This window comes from Syntrophus buswellii (assembly GCF_046097065.1).
In the GTDB taxonomy this organism is placed as follows: Bacteria; Desulfobacterota; Syntrophia; order Syntrophales; family Syntrophaceae; genus Syntrophus; species Syntrophus buswellii.
Window position 1 is genome coordinate 146369 of sequence record NZ_CP175563.1, and the last position, 14839, is coordinate 161207.

Below are 14839 nucleotides of genomic sequence, written 5' to 3' on the forward strand. Positions count from 1 at the left end.
CCCCGGGCACGGGCCGACCGCCCACCGGCATCAACCGGATTTGTCGCGACATGACCGGAGAACCGAATGGAGCTTTTCGCAACCGACCGTGAACGGCTGGCGTTCCTCCTCGAAACGGACGCCGCCCTGGACCTGGACTTCGAGGCGCTCGAGGCCCAGGCCGAGGCGGCTGCCGAGGAGCCGTCGCCGGAACAGCGGCCGAAATACATCACCAACTACATCGGCTCGAAGCAGAAGCTGGTCGACTGGATTTGGAAACACACGCCGGAGGGGGTGGAATCCGCGGCCGACGCCTTCTCTGGTTCGGCGGTCGTGGCATACATGTACAAGACCAAGGGCCTGCGGGTCCTGGCCAACGACCGGCTGCGCTACTGCCACCACGCGGCCCGGGCGATCATCGAGAACGACAAGGTGCGTCTCTCCGATGAGGACCTGGAGGCGCTGCTCGCGGACAACGCGAAGGCCGGAACCTTCGTCCGGGACAACTTCAAGGGCATCTTCTTCGCCAAGGGCGTCCACGGCCTGATCGACACGATCCGTGCCAACGTCGACAAGCTCTCGGGCTTCAAGAAAGACATCGCTCTCTTCGCCCTGGGCAAGACCTGCATGTCCGGCAAGGGCGGCTTCGGGCATTTCTCGTCGTCGACCCGCTACGGCAAGCGCGAGGACACCCCGGAGGAATTCAAGGAGCGGCTGCGCAAGAACGTGGCCCGCATCAACGCCCTCGTTTTCGACAACGGCAAGGAGTGCAAGGCATCCCGCAAGGACATCAACGACTTCCTGCCGGAGGCCAAGGCCGACCTCGCCTATTTCGATCCGCCTTACGCCACGGAGTTTTCGACCACCAACTACGAGAAATCCTACCACTTCGTGGAAGGACTGATGACCTATTGGGAGGGGCTGACCCTTGTCGAAGACTCCAAGACCAAACACTACGAGACCGACCACAAGACCGTGACCCGCGCCAACGCCGCTAAGTTCTTCGAGTCCTTCCTCGGCAATGCCAAACACTTCCCGCACTGGCTCATTTCCTACCGGGACCATGCCTATCCGAACGAATCGGAAATGCGACGGATCATCGCCTCCCTGGGACGGGATTCGTCGATGCGCTCCCACGATCACCATTACGCCATCACATCCCGGCACGGCGAGGCGTCCCACGCCAAGGAACGTCTGTTCATCTGCCGCAGAGCCGAGGGCGCGGAGCGGTCCGCCAAGGCGTCCACAGAGGACAGTCTGCGGGCAGAAGCCGTCTGGGAGGAAACCGAGAATGAGGTCCGCTACCGCGTCCGGAACCCGGACGAGTTCGAACCCGACAGCTTCCGCCGCAAGCCCCTGGAGGGCGTCGACGGCGTGGCGATCATCATCGGACGCTTGAAGAAGGAGTTCGTGCCCGAAGGCGGCAATCCGCGCTCCATGGTGCTGCAGGCCTACCGGTTCGTCCGCAAGACGGAGAAGAACCCGGACGGCTGGACCATGGAAAAAGCCAAGGAGTGGATCGACAAGCACGAAGCCGGACGGGCCGTGGATGCCGCCCTGCGCGTGGAGGAGAACCTGATCGCTCTGGCGGATGCGCCGCTGGGCGAATCGCTGGACCTCTTGAGCTGCCAAGCCGGGAAAGCGGAATCGGTCCGCGTCACCGGTTTCATGGGCAGCAAGTACCTGATGCTCGGCTGGATCGAAAGCCATGCCCCCAAGGACGCGGAGAGCATCCTCGATGCTTTTTCGGGCGGGGCCAACGTCGCCTATCACTTCAAACGCAAAGGGCTGAAAGTCATCGCCAACGATCTCCTGCGGTATCCCCACCATCTGGCGCGGGCCGTGGTGGAGAACTCCAGCGAGACTCTGAGCGACGAGGACGTGGACCGAATCCTCGCCCCCAATGCGGACGCGGGCACGTTTATCGTCGATCACTTCTACGGCTATTACTACACCAAGCCGGTGCTCCGGTGGCTCGACCAGGTCTGGGCGAACATCCAGAAGCTTCACGGCTACAAGAAAGATCTGGCGCTGGCCGCGCTCGGCACCACCGTCAAGGCTAAGAGCGCCTTCGGTCAGTTCTCGCGGTCCAAGATGCACCGCAAGGCAGACCTCGACACGGATGCCAGCCTGGAGCAATCCCAGCTCTCCAATCCGCCGCTGTCCAAGTTCATCGAGTCGTTCCGGCGCTCTGTGGGCCAGCTCAACCGGCTGGTCTTCGACAACGGCAAAGAGTGCAAGGCCTTCAACCTGGATGCGGCCGAAGCGGTCCGGCGATTCGGCGCGGACGTTCTGTATCTGGACCCGCCCTACGTCACCGAGTTCGGCAGCAACGATTACGAGGACTCCCTGCATTTCATCGAGGGTCTCATGACCCGCTGGGCGGACAAGGAACTCCAGGACAATCCCCGCCGCAACTATCCGTCCCGGACGCGTTACACCAAGGAATCGATCCGTTCCCTGATGGAGACGATGGCGGCCGACGCCCGTGGCAAGTACGGCACGGTGCTCCTCTCTTACCGCGACCGGGCTTTCCCTCGGGAAGAGGAAATCAAGGAGATCTTCGCCGAGCACTACGGTCTCGTCCGTGTCCGCGGCATGGAGGTGGACTACAACATCGCCAAGGACATCGGCCGGGAAGGTAAACACGCCCGGGAACTGCTCTTCGTCGCTTCCAAATCACGCGGTGCGGCGCGCTCCAAAGCGGATACGCGGGCACCGGCGGCATGTCACACCTCGTTCCCTGTAGAGCTGTCGCTCGATACGTTCACCGGGCTCCAGACCGAAGCGGCGGCATTGGACCAGGCCGCGGGCGATCCGCAGTTCACCTTCATCCTCTGCCGGGCCGGCACGAACAAGAACGGCGACCACTTCACCCCAGACGAACTGGCCGCCCGTTACATGACGGCGGTCAACAAGAAGATCGACCTGAAGCATTCCCAGGATTTCACCGACATCGTCGGCGGCATCGTGGGGGCGGATTACGTGGAGGACGAAAGCGGCGGCCGGATCGAGTGCGCGGGCGAACTCTATGTCTCCGACAGCCCGCACGCGCAGTTGGCCTACAAGCTCATCCGCAAAGGGATCATCTCCCAGGTCTCCATGGAATGCGACTACGAGGAAGGCGAGTGCTCGATCTGCGGCAAACGCGTCGTTTCGAAGAGCGATTACTGCGTCCACCTGCGCAAGAACAAAGGCGGCGAGCTCCAGGGGCAGCCCGTCTACGAAATCCTCCACGGCGTCACTTTCACCGGGCTCGGGCTCCTCGACCGCAAAGGCGCGGACGAAAACGCTCGCATCCTGAAAGTCGCCGCGGCGGAAAACGATGGTTCGACAACCCACTCTGAAGGAGGTCCGACAATGGACGAGAAACAAAAGGATACCGAGGAACGGGCGACGGAAGCCGCCAAAAAGAAGGACGACGGCGGCGGTGGGACCGCGCCCGATGACAAGACCCGGCTCAAGGAGTTGGAGCGGGAGAACAAGGAACTCAAACAGCAGGTTCTCGCGCTGCAGAAGCAGCTCGAGGAACTGGAGGCGGAGAAAAAGGCCGCCGCGAACAGGAGCCGGGCCCAGAAGCTCCTGCGCAAGATCGAGAAGAGCGGGCTGGCATTCGAGAGCGACGAGGATCGCGAACAGGAGCTGAGCCGTCTGGCCGGTCTTTCCGACGACGCCTTCGCCGCCAGCGAAGCCGCTTTCGAGCGGATGATGAAGGCCGCTTCCCGCGGTCACTCCGAGGACAAGGACGCGAAGGACCGAGGAGCGGGCGCGGAAACCGCGAAGGCGTCATGCGGTTGCGACGACCCGCCCCTGCGCAGCGACGCGGGCGTCCGTCCGAAGGATGTGGAAGACAAAAAGACGAGCCTCGAGGACCGGCTGAAGAGCGGCTTCATGGCCGCTTACCGGCAACGAGTGGCGACGGCGACCGGCGAACCGGTTTCGACCAACTGACAAAGGAGGAATGACCATGGCTTTCATCAATCCCAATCACCGGGGCCTCGCATACGGCGACGGCTACCTGCAGGGCGACGGCCAACTCGGCCAGGTGGTGAGGATCGTCGGCAACGACCTCTTCGCCGTGAACACCACGCCGACGGCCAAGTCCTTCGGCATTCTGATCAAGGACTACAAGAACGGAGAGATGCCCGGCATCTACTGCATGGGCGGCGTCTACGAGACCGACGTCTTCGAAGGGACCGTGAATCCCGGCGACGACCTGAAGGTTTCGGCCAACGGCAAACTCACCGCGGGCGTGCAGGCGGGCGAGGAAGTCATCGCCCGGGCCGTCTCCGTCTCCGGCGGAACGATCAAGTTCCGGATGCTCATCTGATTACAGGAGGAAAACGATATGGAGACGATCCGCATGAACGTGCACAGCCAGGAATACATGGAGACGATGGCGCGCCTGATGTCCGAGGCGCTCGAGTCCCCGGAAGGGATGCGCGCACTGGCCGCGGCCATCGCCGAACCCATCGAACAGGAAATCAAACGCAAGGAGATCTCTTCGCTCCTGCTCACGAAGCACACTCTGCCCAAGGGAGAGCGCCCTCTTTACCAGAAGAAGCCCAAAGTGAAGGCCTACTGGATTTCCACCGAAGGCGAGGCTCAGGAGCAGGAAGTCGGCAAGGACGAAGTGGAGTTTCCCACCAACCGCATCCACTCCGCACCTATGGTCGACGTTTCGGTGCTCAAGAACGGCAACATCGGCACTTTGATGGACATCCAGACCTCGGCCGCGGACGAAATCCGCAAGGAGATCGACAAGCGGACCATTACGGTGCTTTCGGCGGCGGTTCCCGCGGCCAACACCGTGGAGGTGACCGGCGCGACCCTCACCGAGGAGGCGCTCAACGAGGCGATCTCCATCATCGAAGACCTCGAGTTGACGGTGAAGTACATCGTCATGAGGGGCCGGCGTTTCAATGACCTGCGGGGCTGGAACCTCGACCCGGAAACCAAAGCCGAACTGCGGGCCAAGGGCGTCATCAAGAACTACGGGACCGGCGGCATTCTGTTGACCGCTGCGCAGGCCATCGACGAGGTGCTGCTCATCCCCGACGAGGAAGTGGGCAAGTTGCCGGTGCGCGAAAACCTCAAGACCGAAGCCATCGAGCAGAAGACCCGCTTCAAGACGGGCTGGCTCGTCTGGTCGGAACTGGGGCAAGGCATCACCCGCCCGGACATTCTCGCCAAGATCAAGATTCTCGGCTGACGGAGGTGAACCGTGACGGTGAAACTGAAGAACATCCGACCGGGAGTCCTGATCATCGCCGACGCCAAGCTGCGTCTCGATCCGGGCGAGACCTTTGAAACGGACGCGCTTTCCCCCCAAATGGAATCGGCGTTGTCCGCGGGAAGGCTCGCGCGGATGGACGGCGGAGATGATAAGCCGAGAGAGGAATCAACCTCGTCGGCCGAGTCGCGGCGAGAGGACATCACCGATCTTACCGCAGCCGAGGCTATTTCCCGGATCGGCGTCGAAAAGGACCCTGACAAACTTAAAGCCCACTTGGCGGGCGAGAAACGACGAACGGTGATCGACGCCCTCAAGAAGCGGCTGACGGAGGTGGAAGGTGGCGCTGGCTGATCTCGTCGTCGTTCTCCGGACCGACCTGTCCGACCCCCAGGGCGAGCTGTTTACAGATGACGTCCTTTCCCGATGCATCCTGAAGGGCGTGTATCGTTTGGCTCGCGACCTCGAGCTTTCCCTGTCCGTCGTGAACGGAGAGGTGGTTCCGGAGCCGGAAGGCGAGACTCGTGAACTGCTGCTTTTACTTGGCCAAATACATGCCTGTCAAGTCATGCGGGCCCAGACCGCCAATGCGTTTTCCTTTTCCAGCGGCGACAAGCGGGTGGATAAAACCAAGCAACCCGAGCATTGGGCCGGGCTCGAGGAAGACCTCAAGGCCGTGTACAAGCAGCGGCTGAGTGAAATCAAACCGGGAGCCGCCGTATCCCCCGAGGACTACATCATCACCCCCGGAGGACTTGCGCCGGTCATCTACGATCAAGGAAGCGAGCTTGAGCTGTGACCCTCTTGAGCGATCCCGAGAAAGCGGCGGCCGCCGGGGACGTAAAGGAACTGATCCTGGCAAGCTCACAGGAAGCCTCGTTGCTGCGCGCCGTTTCGGGCGAGCGATTGTATGGATCGGACGACGCATCGTTCACTGAAGTGGAGACCTTTCCGCTCGAGTTCATCGAAACGCCGCCGGAGGACCTCGCCAACAAGATCGACGCCACGGCCTGCGTGCTCCCCGCCCTGGATGTGAGACCGGAAGACCGGGTGCGCAGCGGGGCGGACGTTTTTCGGGTTCAGACCGCAGTGGAAGAGCGCCTTTTCGGCGTCGTGACCCACAAGGTGCTGAAGCTGGTGCGTCAGCATGGGAGTTAAGCGTTTCGGTGATTGGGAAAAGGCGAAAGCGAAGCTGTCCGCCAATCCCGGAGCCCGGCTCGCCCTGGCAATCCGGCAGGCGACCATCAAGAACGCCATTCTCCTCGTCCGCGAGATCAAGCGCGGCATTCGGTCCCAGGCTCCCGGCGGAAAGGCGTTCGTCAAGTTGGCCGAGAGCACCATCGCGCGCAAGGGCTCCAGCAAGGCCCTGATCGACACCGGCTTCCTCGTCAATTCGATCACTCAGCGCATCCTTTCGGACCGGGCTTTCGTGGGACTCCTGCGCGGCACTGTCAACAAGGACGGCGACGACCTGGTGAACATTGGCGCGGTGATGGAGTACGGAGCCACCATCCAGCATCCCAACGGCGCGGTGATTGTCATCCCGCCCCGTCCCTTCCTGCATCCCACGATGGAAAAGTACCGCGAGCAGATCATCGAGAACTACCGCCAGGCCATCCGCGCTGCGCTCTGATCCCCGCCGACACTTCCCGTCCGGCTCCGGTAGGTATCCAGCGGAAACGTTCGCTTGAGCCGGAGGAACCGGAATTGGAAACCGTTCGCACAGTCGTTGAAAACCTGATCCGCCTGATTAAAGCGGAGATCGCCCCGGACGCGGTGCTCGTCGCCGCGGACGATGTCTTCGAGGTGCCCAACGTCCCGAGCTTGATCCTGCAGGGACCGGCGTTGGCGGAAAACGGCGACCGCCGCACCATGGCCCACATAGTGGAGAAAGATGTCCCGAACCTCGTTTATGAACAGTGTCGGCATCCCCGGCTCTACCACCTCGACTTCGACGTCATCGTCACCGCCGGCCATGAAGGCGATCTGCTGGACCTCCAGGAACGGGTGGCCCGTTTCTATCAGCTCCATCCGGTCCTGGCCGTGGAAGACCGTGGCTCCCTCAACCTGACGGAGATCGTCCCCTTGGGCGGGTTGCGACGGGTGAACCTGTCCAACCTGCGCCAGAGCAGCGGCCGCTGCCGGATCGAGGACTGCCCGGTTTACGACGGCCTCGTCGAAACGGGCCCGCTCATCAAAGACCGCCGCTTCGAGTTCCGGGACGGCGTCGAGGAGGATCGGCTCCATACCCCATGAAACAAGGAGGAACCACTGTGATCGAAATCAAGAATCTTCTGTTCCAACCGCTCACGTTCCACCTCGCAGGAAGCGGTCGGGGGCTTCATCTGAATCCCCGCGAGCGCAGAACGCTGGGTGAGGACGACATTTCCCCCGAGATCGATGCCGCGGCAAAGCGGGGCTTCGTGTCGCTGACGCCGGCGACGCCGACCGTTCCCGAACCCGAGACGCCGCGGGAAGAGCCGGTCGAGACCGAGACGGAGAACACCGGCGCAAACAGCGGCAAACGTCGGAAACGGAGGTAACCCATGGGCACGTATCTTTCACCGGGCATCTATACCCGCGAAGTCGACTTCAGCTTTTACGTCAAGCAGATATCCACCTCCTCCTGCGGCATGGTGGGTGTGGCCGAACGCGGCCCTATCAATAAGCCCGTTCTGGTCACGAGCTGGGAGCAGTTCATCAACAAGTTCGGCTCCTACCTGCAGGCCGGATACCTCGCCTACGCCGCAAGGGCGTTCTTCGACAACGGCGGCTCCGTCCTTTTCGTGAACCGCATCGCCCATCTGACCGACCCCACGGATCGGAACACCCTGACCGCCGTGAAAGCCCAGGTCGTCCTCAAGGACCGGCGCGTGGCGACGGCGTCACTTGTAACCGGCACCGTCGGCACGGATCGCATCGCGTGGCGGGCGATTCAGCCGGGGGCCGCGGGAAACGCCGTCTCCGTCGAACTCGTCGCTGCGGGAAATGACACCCCTTTGTCTATCGGCGTCCTCGGACAGGCCGTCACCGTCAACTTGGCCACCGATGGGGCGGGCGATCCTGTTTCCACAGCGGACCAGGTGGTCGCCGCGGTCGTCGGTTCTCCGGAGGCCTCCGCGCTGGTCACGGCGGAAACTCAGGATGCGGGTATCGTCCAAGCCGCAGCCTCGGCAAGCTTGTCCGGAGGCATGGACGCGATGGACACGCTCAAGGTGCGGGCGGCGGATGAAGGAACCTGGGGCGCGCGTCTCTCCGTTCAGGTAGAAGACGGTTCCCTCGATCCGACCGGCGCGTTCAACCTGGTGGTCCGCCACAAGGGTGAGGTTGTGGAGGTCTTCAAGGACCTCTCGATGGACGAAGCGGCTCCGAACCATGTCGAGCTTGTCGTCAACGAACGGTCGGACTTCATCATCGTCGAGGACCTCGGCGCGGCATCCGGCGTTCCGGCGGACCGTCCCGTCATCGGAGCATTCGAACTCTCAGGCGGGAACGATGGTCTCACCGGACTGGACGACGCCGACTACTCCGGCGATCCCTCCCAGCACACAGGCTTCTACGCCTTCGACGAGATCGACGCGCTGAATCTGATCATGGTTCCGGGCGTCACGACCGCCGAGGTGATCCACGCCGGCATCACCTATGCGGAAAACCGCCAGGACCTCATGCTTCTGGCCGAAGCGCCCATCCACCTCGAACCCCTGGAAGCGGTGGATTTCCGCAAGGGCCAGGGAATGTATTCCCACGGGGCGTTCAACTCGTCTTATGCCGCGCTCTACTATCCCTGGATCGAGATCAACGACCCGGTGACCGGCAAGCGCAAGCTCGTTCCGCCCAGCGGAGCCGTGGCCGGGTGCTACGCCCGCAGCGACAAAAAGACCCATGTCTGGTACGCGCCCGCGGGCATCGACCGCGGCCGGGTCTTCAACGCCTTGTCCCTGGGCTACAAGACCAGCCGGGGCGAACGGGACGTCCTCTATCCCGAGGGCGTCAACGTGATCGCCTCCTTCCCCGACAGCGGCATCAACATCTGGGGGCAGAAGACGCTGCAAAGCCAGCCCTCGGCCCTCGACCGCGTGAACGTGCGGCGGCTGATGATGTTCATCGAGGAAGCCATCGCCGAGTCCTCGCGCTTCGTGGTCTTCGAACCCAACAACCCGCAGACCTGGCGCGCGCTGATCCGGTTGATCAACCCCTTCATGCAGGACATCAAGGACAAGGGCGGGCTCTACGACTTCGCCGTCCAGTGCGACGAGGAGACCAACACCCCGGCTGTGATCGACCGTAACGAACTCGTGGCGCGCGTCTTCGTCAAGCCGACCAAGACGGCGGAATTCATCGAGCTCAACTTCGTGCTCACCGCCACGGGGGCCGATTTCAAAGAGATCTTCAAGACCGGGTAAGGAGGTAAGTCATGCGCAGCGGCAACATGCCCAAGAGTCTGTATCAGAACTGGCAATTCGCCATCGAGGTGAACGGATTCGATGTGGCGCTTTTCAAGAAAGGCCAGGAACCCAAGACCGAGTTCGAGGAGGTGGCTTTCGCTCCCGCCGGTTCCATGTTCGACCAGAAGGTGGCCGGACGGGTCAAGTTCGAGGACATCACCTTGGAGAAAGGGATTCTCCAGGATGGCTCCGACGAGGCCGCCAGAGAGTGGATCAAGAAACAGGTGGACGTCAACGCCGTGGTCGGCGGCCTGCCCAACGACTACATGCGCGATATCGACCTCGTCCGCTACGACCGAACCGGAAACGAAACGCGACGGTGGACCCTGCACGGCGCGTGGATCAAGGTCCTGGAGTACGACGAACTCGAGGGCGCGAACACGGATAACACCATCGAGAAGCTCGCCATTTGCTTCCAGTACTGGACCTGATCGAAGGAGGTAGACCATGCACACCTTTGAATTGCCGAGCGGTCTCGAGATCGAGCTCCGGGAGATGACCGGGGCTGAGGAGGAGCTTCTCACCAACCAACGTCTCATCCGCACCGGCGACGCCGTGAACCAGGTACTCAAGAACTGCATCGTGCGGCTGGGGGACAATGACGAACCGACGGTGAAGGATGTGCTGGACCTCCTCTCCGGGGACCGGCTGTTCATTCTGGTCCGGCTGCGTCAGATCTCGCTCGGCGACGAGGTCGAGCTGGAACTGACCTGCCCGAACACCGCCTGCCGGACGGCGAACGCCGTCACCATCAACATCGAGGAGCTTGAGGTCACGCCTTACGGAGAGGAACGGGAATTTGCCTTCGCGCTGCCCGGTTCCGGAGGCAAGGTCCGGTTCGGTTACTTGGACGGCCACAAGGAGAAACGCCTGGCCGCACTCAAAGAGCCTTCCATTTCGTCCGCCATGTTGATCCGGATCATCGACGTGGCTGGCGCGCCGCCGACCAAGAAGCTCATGAACGACATGTCAATGCGTGACCGCAGCGCCCTCCGGCAGGAAATGTTGCGAGTGGATGCGGGTGTCGACACGACCGTGGAGACCGACTGCCAATCGTGCGGGACGCGCATCCGCACCCGGCTGGAGGCTGAACCGGGTTTTTTGTTTCCTGGAGTTCGCTTGTAAGGGACGCGTTTTTCCTCGCCTACGGCGGGCTCCACTGGAGTTTCTCGGAAACACGGGCGCTGCCGCTCTCGGTCCGCCGCGAATTCGTGGAGGCTCTGGAGCGGCAGCTTGCTTTTGAGCGTGAAGAAATGGAGCGCAGGCGCACATGAACGGAGATCTCGGGCTCGGTGTCATCGTCTCGATGAAGGACGCGTTCTCGCAAAACGCTGCCCGGGTCCAGTCGTCCATGCAGTCCCTGGATGCGACGGTGGCGGCTTCCAGCGAACGGATGACGCGCAACCTCGACCGCATTCAAAAGGGCACCATGATGATCGGCGCGGGGCTGGCGCTCATGGCCGTGCCCGTCGGACTCATCGCCTCCACCGCCGCGACACAGAAAGCCCTGGGTGAGATGGCATCGCTCGGCACCAAGGACCTTCGCGCTCTCGAGGACGCTGCCGAGAGCTTCACCAACACCTGGGCCGGATACAGCAAGGCCGAATTCATCGGGGCGGCCTACGACGTAAAGTCGGCGCTCGCCGGCTTGAGCGACGAAGCGGTGGGAACCTTCTCCGCCATGGCCGCGCTCACCGCCAAGGCCACCAAGGCCAGCATCCAGGAGATGGTCGGCACCTTCACCACCGGGTACGGCATCTTCAAGCCGATCATGGCAAACATGACCGACATGGAGTGGGCGAAGGCATTCTCAGGTGCGATGGCGCAGACCGTGGCCGTTTTCAAGACCACCGGCGCGCAGATGGCGGAAGCGATCAAGAACATCGGTGCGGTGGCCGCTTCCTCCAACATTCCTCTCCATGAACAACTCGCTATTCTCGGACAACTGCAGACCACGATGCCCGGTTCGGAAGCCGGAACGCTCTACAAGGCTTTCATCATGAAGGCTGCCGAAGCCGGAGAGCAGTTGGGGCTCTCGTTCATCGATTCGAGTGGGAGGCTCAAAGGGATCATCCCCATCCTCCAGGAGGTCAAATCACAATTCCCGGACCTGTCCCAGGCAGCCGCACAGGTACAGATCAAGAAGGCTTTCGGCTCCGACGAGGCGGTGAAGTTCCTGCTCCAGATGTCCCAGGGGATGGAGTCCCTGGAGGGCAACATCAGCTCCATCGAACAAGCGATGAAGAGCGGCACCGCCGTCACCGAGGAAATGGCGAAGGCCATGAACATGGATATCGGGAGTCAGTTCCAGCTTTTGCGCCAGCAGGTCGGAAACCTCGCTGAAATCCTCGGCCGCACACTCCTGCCGGTGGTGACTCCGATCATCCAGGGGATATCGAAGGCCGTCCTGTTTTTCCAGAAGCTCGCACGTTCGATGCCGGGGTTGACCAGGGTCCTCCTGACCTTGTCCATGGCCCTGGGTGCCGTGTTGGTCGTCGTCGGGGGAGTGATCGCCGCGGCCGGGACCATCGGCCTGATGCTCCCCGCCATCAAGGCGGGGCTTGCCGCCATGGGCGCGGCAATCGCCGGTGTGGGAAGCACGTTCGCCGCGTACTTCCTTCCGGTGGTCGCGATCATCGGCGGTGTGGTGCTCGCCGTTTATCTCCTCAAACGGGCTTGGGAGACCAACTTCGCCGGCATCAGGGACACCATTCTCGGCGCATGGGAAAAGGTGCAACTCGTATTCCAGGGAATCCGGGCGCTCGTCACATCGCTCTCCGGTGGAGCCGGGACCATGTCGGCCGACCTGGCCCAGAAGCTCGAACAGGCCGGACTGATGGGACTGGTGGTCACGGTCTTTCGCATCTACTACCGGGTGCGCCAGTTTCTGACCGGCTTGTGGGAGGCATTCTCCGACGCGTTCGGAAAGATCAGGGCGATTCTCGAACCCGCGGTCCGGGTGCTCATGCAGGCTTACGGCATGCTGTACAAAGCGATCTTCTCGGTCCTTGAAATCTTCGGCTTGGCGGCCTCTTCCGCCGATGCCTCCTCCTACCGGAGTCTCGGCGAGACACTCGGCACGGTGCTCGGTGTGATCGCCAAGGTCGGCGCGTATCTCCTCAAGTTCGTCATCTACAACCTGGCGGCCGTCATCACGGTGGTGGCTTGGGTGGTGCGCGCGGTCGTCTGGCTCGGCAAGACCATCGTCACCGCCTTCATCGAGGCGGGGAGGTTCATCTACAAGTTCTTCCTGCCGGTCCGGCTTTTGGTCGAGGCGCTCCGCATGGCGGCCCGGGTCGTCCATACAGTCTGGCAGGTCCTCACCGGTGACCTCTCCGTGCTCGACGGGCTCAAAGCCATCGGCGGCGCGGTCTTTGATTTCTTGGCCACGCCGTTCCGCTGGGCCCGGGACGTGATCGTCGGTGTCTGGGATTTCATCAAGGGACTCTTCTCCGCCGTTGGAAGTTTCTTTGCTTCCGCGGCATCGTCTTTGGCTGCCGCTTTCATGAACCTACCTCTGGTCAAGACACTGGCCGAGGTCTTCGGCGCGGTGCGGGGATTCCTATCCGGCGACACGACTTTCTTCGAGGCGGGCAAGGCGATTCTCGTATCCGTCGGAAAAGGCATCTGGTCGGCGGTCACCTATCCGTTCGAGATGCTCAAGAAGGCTCTCGGGTGGCTCCGCAGGCTCCTCCCGTTTTCCGATGCGGAAACCGGTCCGTTGTCGGACCTCACCGCTTCCGGCGCGACCCTTCTCAAGACACTGGCGAAGGGAATGCTCGGTGTTCTTGCTCTCCCGGGCAAGGTGCTGAGTCTGGCGTTGCAGGGGATGCTGAACGCGGTCCGCTGGGTATGGGACGGTTTGAAAAGCCTTGGAGGCGGCATCCTCTCCGCGGTCACCTGGCCGTTCAGAAAAGGAGCGGAGGCCGCGTCCGCCGTCTGGCGTACTGTCGGAACTGCGGCATCGAGCGCTTGGAACGGCATCACAACGCTCGGTCGTGGAGCTGCGGACGTGTTGGCCGCGCCCTTCAAATGGATGCAGTCCGCAGCCGGGACCGCCTGGAACGGCATCGCAAGCGCCGCAACCGGATTTTGGGGGAGCCTCGGGAACATCGGGCGCACGGCTTGGTCGCTCGTCAGCACGCCCTTTTCGTGGATCGCCGGTTCCGCGGGAGCAGCCTGGGACCGGGTTCAATCCTCAGCCGGCGCGGCCTGGGATGGAATCGCCAACCATCTGCAGGGTGGATGGAGCCGGATCGGTTCGCTGTTCCAGTCGTCCTGGCCGCTGCTTTCCGCGCCCTTCGACTGGATCGCCGGGAGCGTTTCCTCCGCCTGGAGCCGGATCACCGGCACGGCGTCGACGGCATGGGAGACCCTCAAGACCATGGCGCAGAGCGCCTGGGAGTGGATCAAGGCCCCATTCGAGGGTTTGGCATCGGTCGCATCGTCCGCATGGGAACAAGTAAAGACCGCCGCTTCAAGCGCCTTTGGGTCTCTGGCGTCCAGCGTATCCTCGTTGGCGGGATCGGCTTTTGAAAGCGGCAGGGCGTTCATGACCGCGGTGGGCGACGGCATCAAGTCCGCTGTGAGCGCGCCGTACCAAGCCGCCAAGTCGGCCCTTTCGTTCGTGCGGAATCTTCTGCCATTCTCCGATGCCAAGGAAGGCCCGCTCGCGGACTTGACCCGAAGCGGTGCTGCGCTGATTCAGACCCTGGCCGGAGGTATCACCAAAGCTGCGTCCGCGCCCGCCGAGGCCATGAGCCGCGCATTCGGGTTCATGACCGGGCTGACCGGAAAGATCGCCGCTCCGGCCATGTTGGCGGGAACCCTGGCGCTCACACCGGTCATGGCGGGAGAAGCTCCGACGCTCGCCTCTTCCTTGGAAAGCACCGGAGCGGCGATTCCGATGGAGCGACCGGCCGCCTCTCTTCCCACCGACCAAGCCCGTCTTCTCGGCGAGACCAAAGGATCGCTCGGTCCGGAGTCCGGCATGCCGTCCGCACCTCCAGGAGATACGCTTCGCCCGGCGCTTGAATCCTTGCTGTCGAAATTGGACCAGCTTGGTGAGCGGCCCATCGAGGTCTCGGTGACCACGATGCTCGACGGACGGCAGGTGGCTCGTTCCGTGTACCGGGATCTGCGCGAGCGCAAGATCAAGAACTACGAGACGCTGTGAGGAACG

At 62.5% G+C, this 14839-nt stretch carries 13 protein-coding genes; all 13 read left to right on the forward strand.

Features of this window, described 5'->3' with window-relative positions; translation table 11 throughout:
* Positions 1–66: 66 nt before the first annotated feature.
* The 13 genes from ACJ77P_RS00665 to ACJ77P_RS00725 all read left to right on the forward strand — a co-directional run bounded on the left by ACJ77P_RS00665 (position 67) and on the right by ACJ77P_RS00725 (position 14833).
* Positions 67–3930: a DNA adenine methylase gene (locus tag ACJ77P_RS00665; protein WP_408998728.1), complete on the forward strand. Its 3864-nt coding sequence runs from the start codon at positions 67–69 to the stop codon at positions 3928–3930.
* Positions 3931–3946: 16 nt separating this feature from the next.
* Positions 3947–4309 (forward strand): hypothetical protein, encoded by a 363-nt coding sequence (locus ACJ77P_RS00670; RefSeq protein ID WP_408998729.1) that lies wholly within the window; start codon positions 3947–3949, stop codon positions 4307–4309.
* A gap of 18 nt (positions 4310–4327) precedes the next feature.
* Positions 4328–5191 carry an HK97-fold major capsid protein gene (locus ACJ77P_RS00675; protein WP_408998730.1) on the forward strand — a complete coding sequence of 288 codons (864 nt, stop codon included), beginning with the start codon at positions 4328–4330 and terminating at the stop codon, positions 5189–5191.
* Between the two features lie 12 nt (positions 5192–5203).
* The gene (locus tag ACJ77P_RS00680) at positions 5204–5566 is read left to right on the forward strand and encodes a hypothetical protein (RefSeq protein ID WP_408998731.1); all 363 of its coding nucleotides are present in this window, start codon (positions 5204–5206) and stop codon (positions 5564–5566) included.
* Positions 5553–6011 (forward strand): hypothetical protein, encoded by a 459-nt coding sequence (locus ACJ77P_RS00685; protein WP_408998732.1) that lies wholly within the window; start codon positions 5553–5555, stop codon positions 6009–6011. Before ACJ77P_RS00680 ends, ACJ77P_RS00685 begins: the two co-directional genes overlap by 14 nt.
* The gene (locus ACJ77P_RS00690; protein WP_408998733.1) at positions 6008–6370 is read left to right on the forward strand and encodes a hypothetical protein; all 363 of its coding nucleotides are present in this window, start codon (positions 6008–6010) and stop codon (positions 6368–6370) included. The genes ACJ77P_RS00685 and ACJ77P_RS00690 overlap by 4 nt, the downstream gene beginning before the upstream one ends.
* Positions 6360–6845, forward strand: coding sequence for a hypothetical protein (locus ACJ77P_RS00695; protein WP_408998734.1), 486 nt, complete (start codon positions 6360–6362; stop codon positions 6843–6845). The genes ACJ77P_RS00690 and ACJ77P_RS00695 overlap by 11 nt, the downstream gene beginning before the upstream one ends.
* Before the next feature lie 74 nt (positions 6846–6919).
* Positions 6920–7468: a hypothetical protein gene (locus ACJ77P_RS00700; protein ID WP_408998735.1), complete on the forward strand. Its 549-nt coding sequence runs from the start codon at positions 6920–6922 to the stop codon at positions 7466–7468.
* On the forward strand, positions 7465–7755 hold the full coding sequence (locus ACJ77P_RS00705; RefSeq protein WP_408998736.1) for a hypothetical protein: 291 nt from the start codon (positions 7465–7467) through the stop codon (positions 7753–7755). The genes ACJ77P_RS00700 and ACJ77P_RS00705 overlap by 4 nt, the downstream gene beginning before the upstream one ends.
* A 3-nt stretch (positions 7756–7758) precedes the next feature.
* Entirely contained in the window at positions 7759–9615 is a 1857-nt protein-coding gene (locus tag ACJ77P_RS00710; protein ID WP_408998737.1) for a phage tail sheath C-terminal domain-containing protein, read from the forward strand.
* Between the two features lie 26 nt (positions 9616–9641).
* Positions 9642–10088: a phage tail protein gene (locus ACJ77P_RS00715; protein WP_408998738.1), complete on the forward strand. Its 447-nt coding sequence runs from the start codon at positions 9642–9644 to the stop codon at positions 10086–10088.
* 16 nt (positions 10089–10104) lie between these two features.
* Positions 10105–10782 (forward strand): hypothetical protein, encoded by a 678-nt coding sequence (locus ACJ77P_RS00720; RefSeq protein ID WP_408998739.1) that lies wholly within the window; start codon positions 10105–10107, stop codon positions 10780–10782.
* Between the two features lie 145 nt (positions 10783–10927).
* Positions 10928–14833, forward strand: a complete 3906-nt coding sequence (locus ACJ77P_RS00725) for a phage tail tape measure protein (RefSeq protein ID WP_408998740.1) — start codon at positions 10928–10930, stop codon at positions 14831–14833.
* Positions 14834–14839 lie beyond the last annotated feature (6 nt).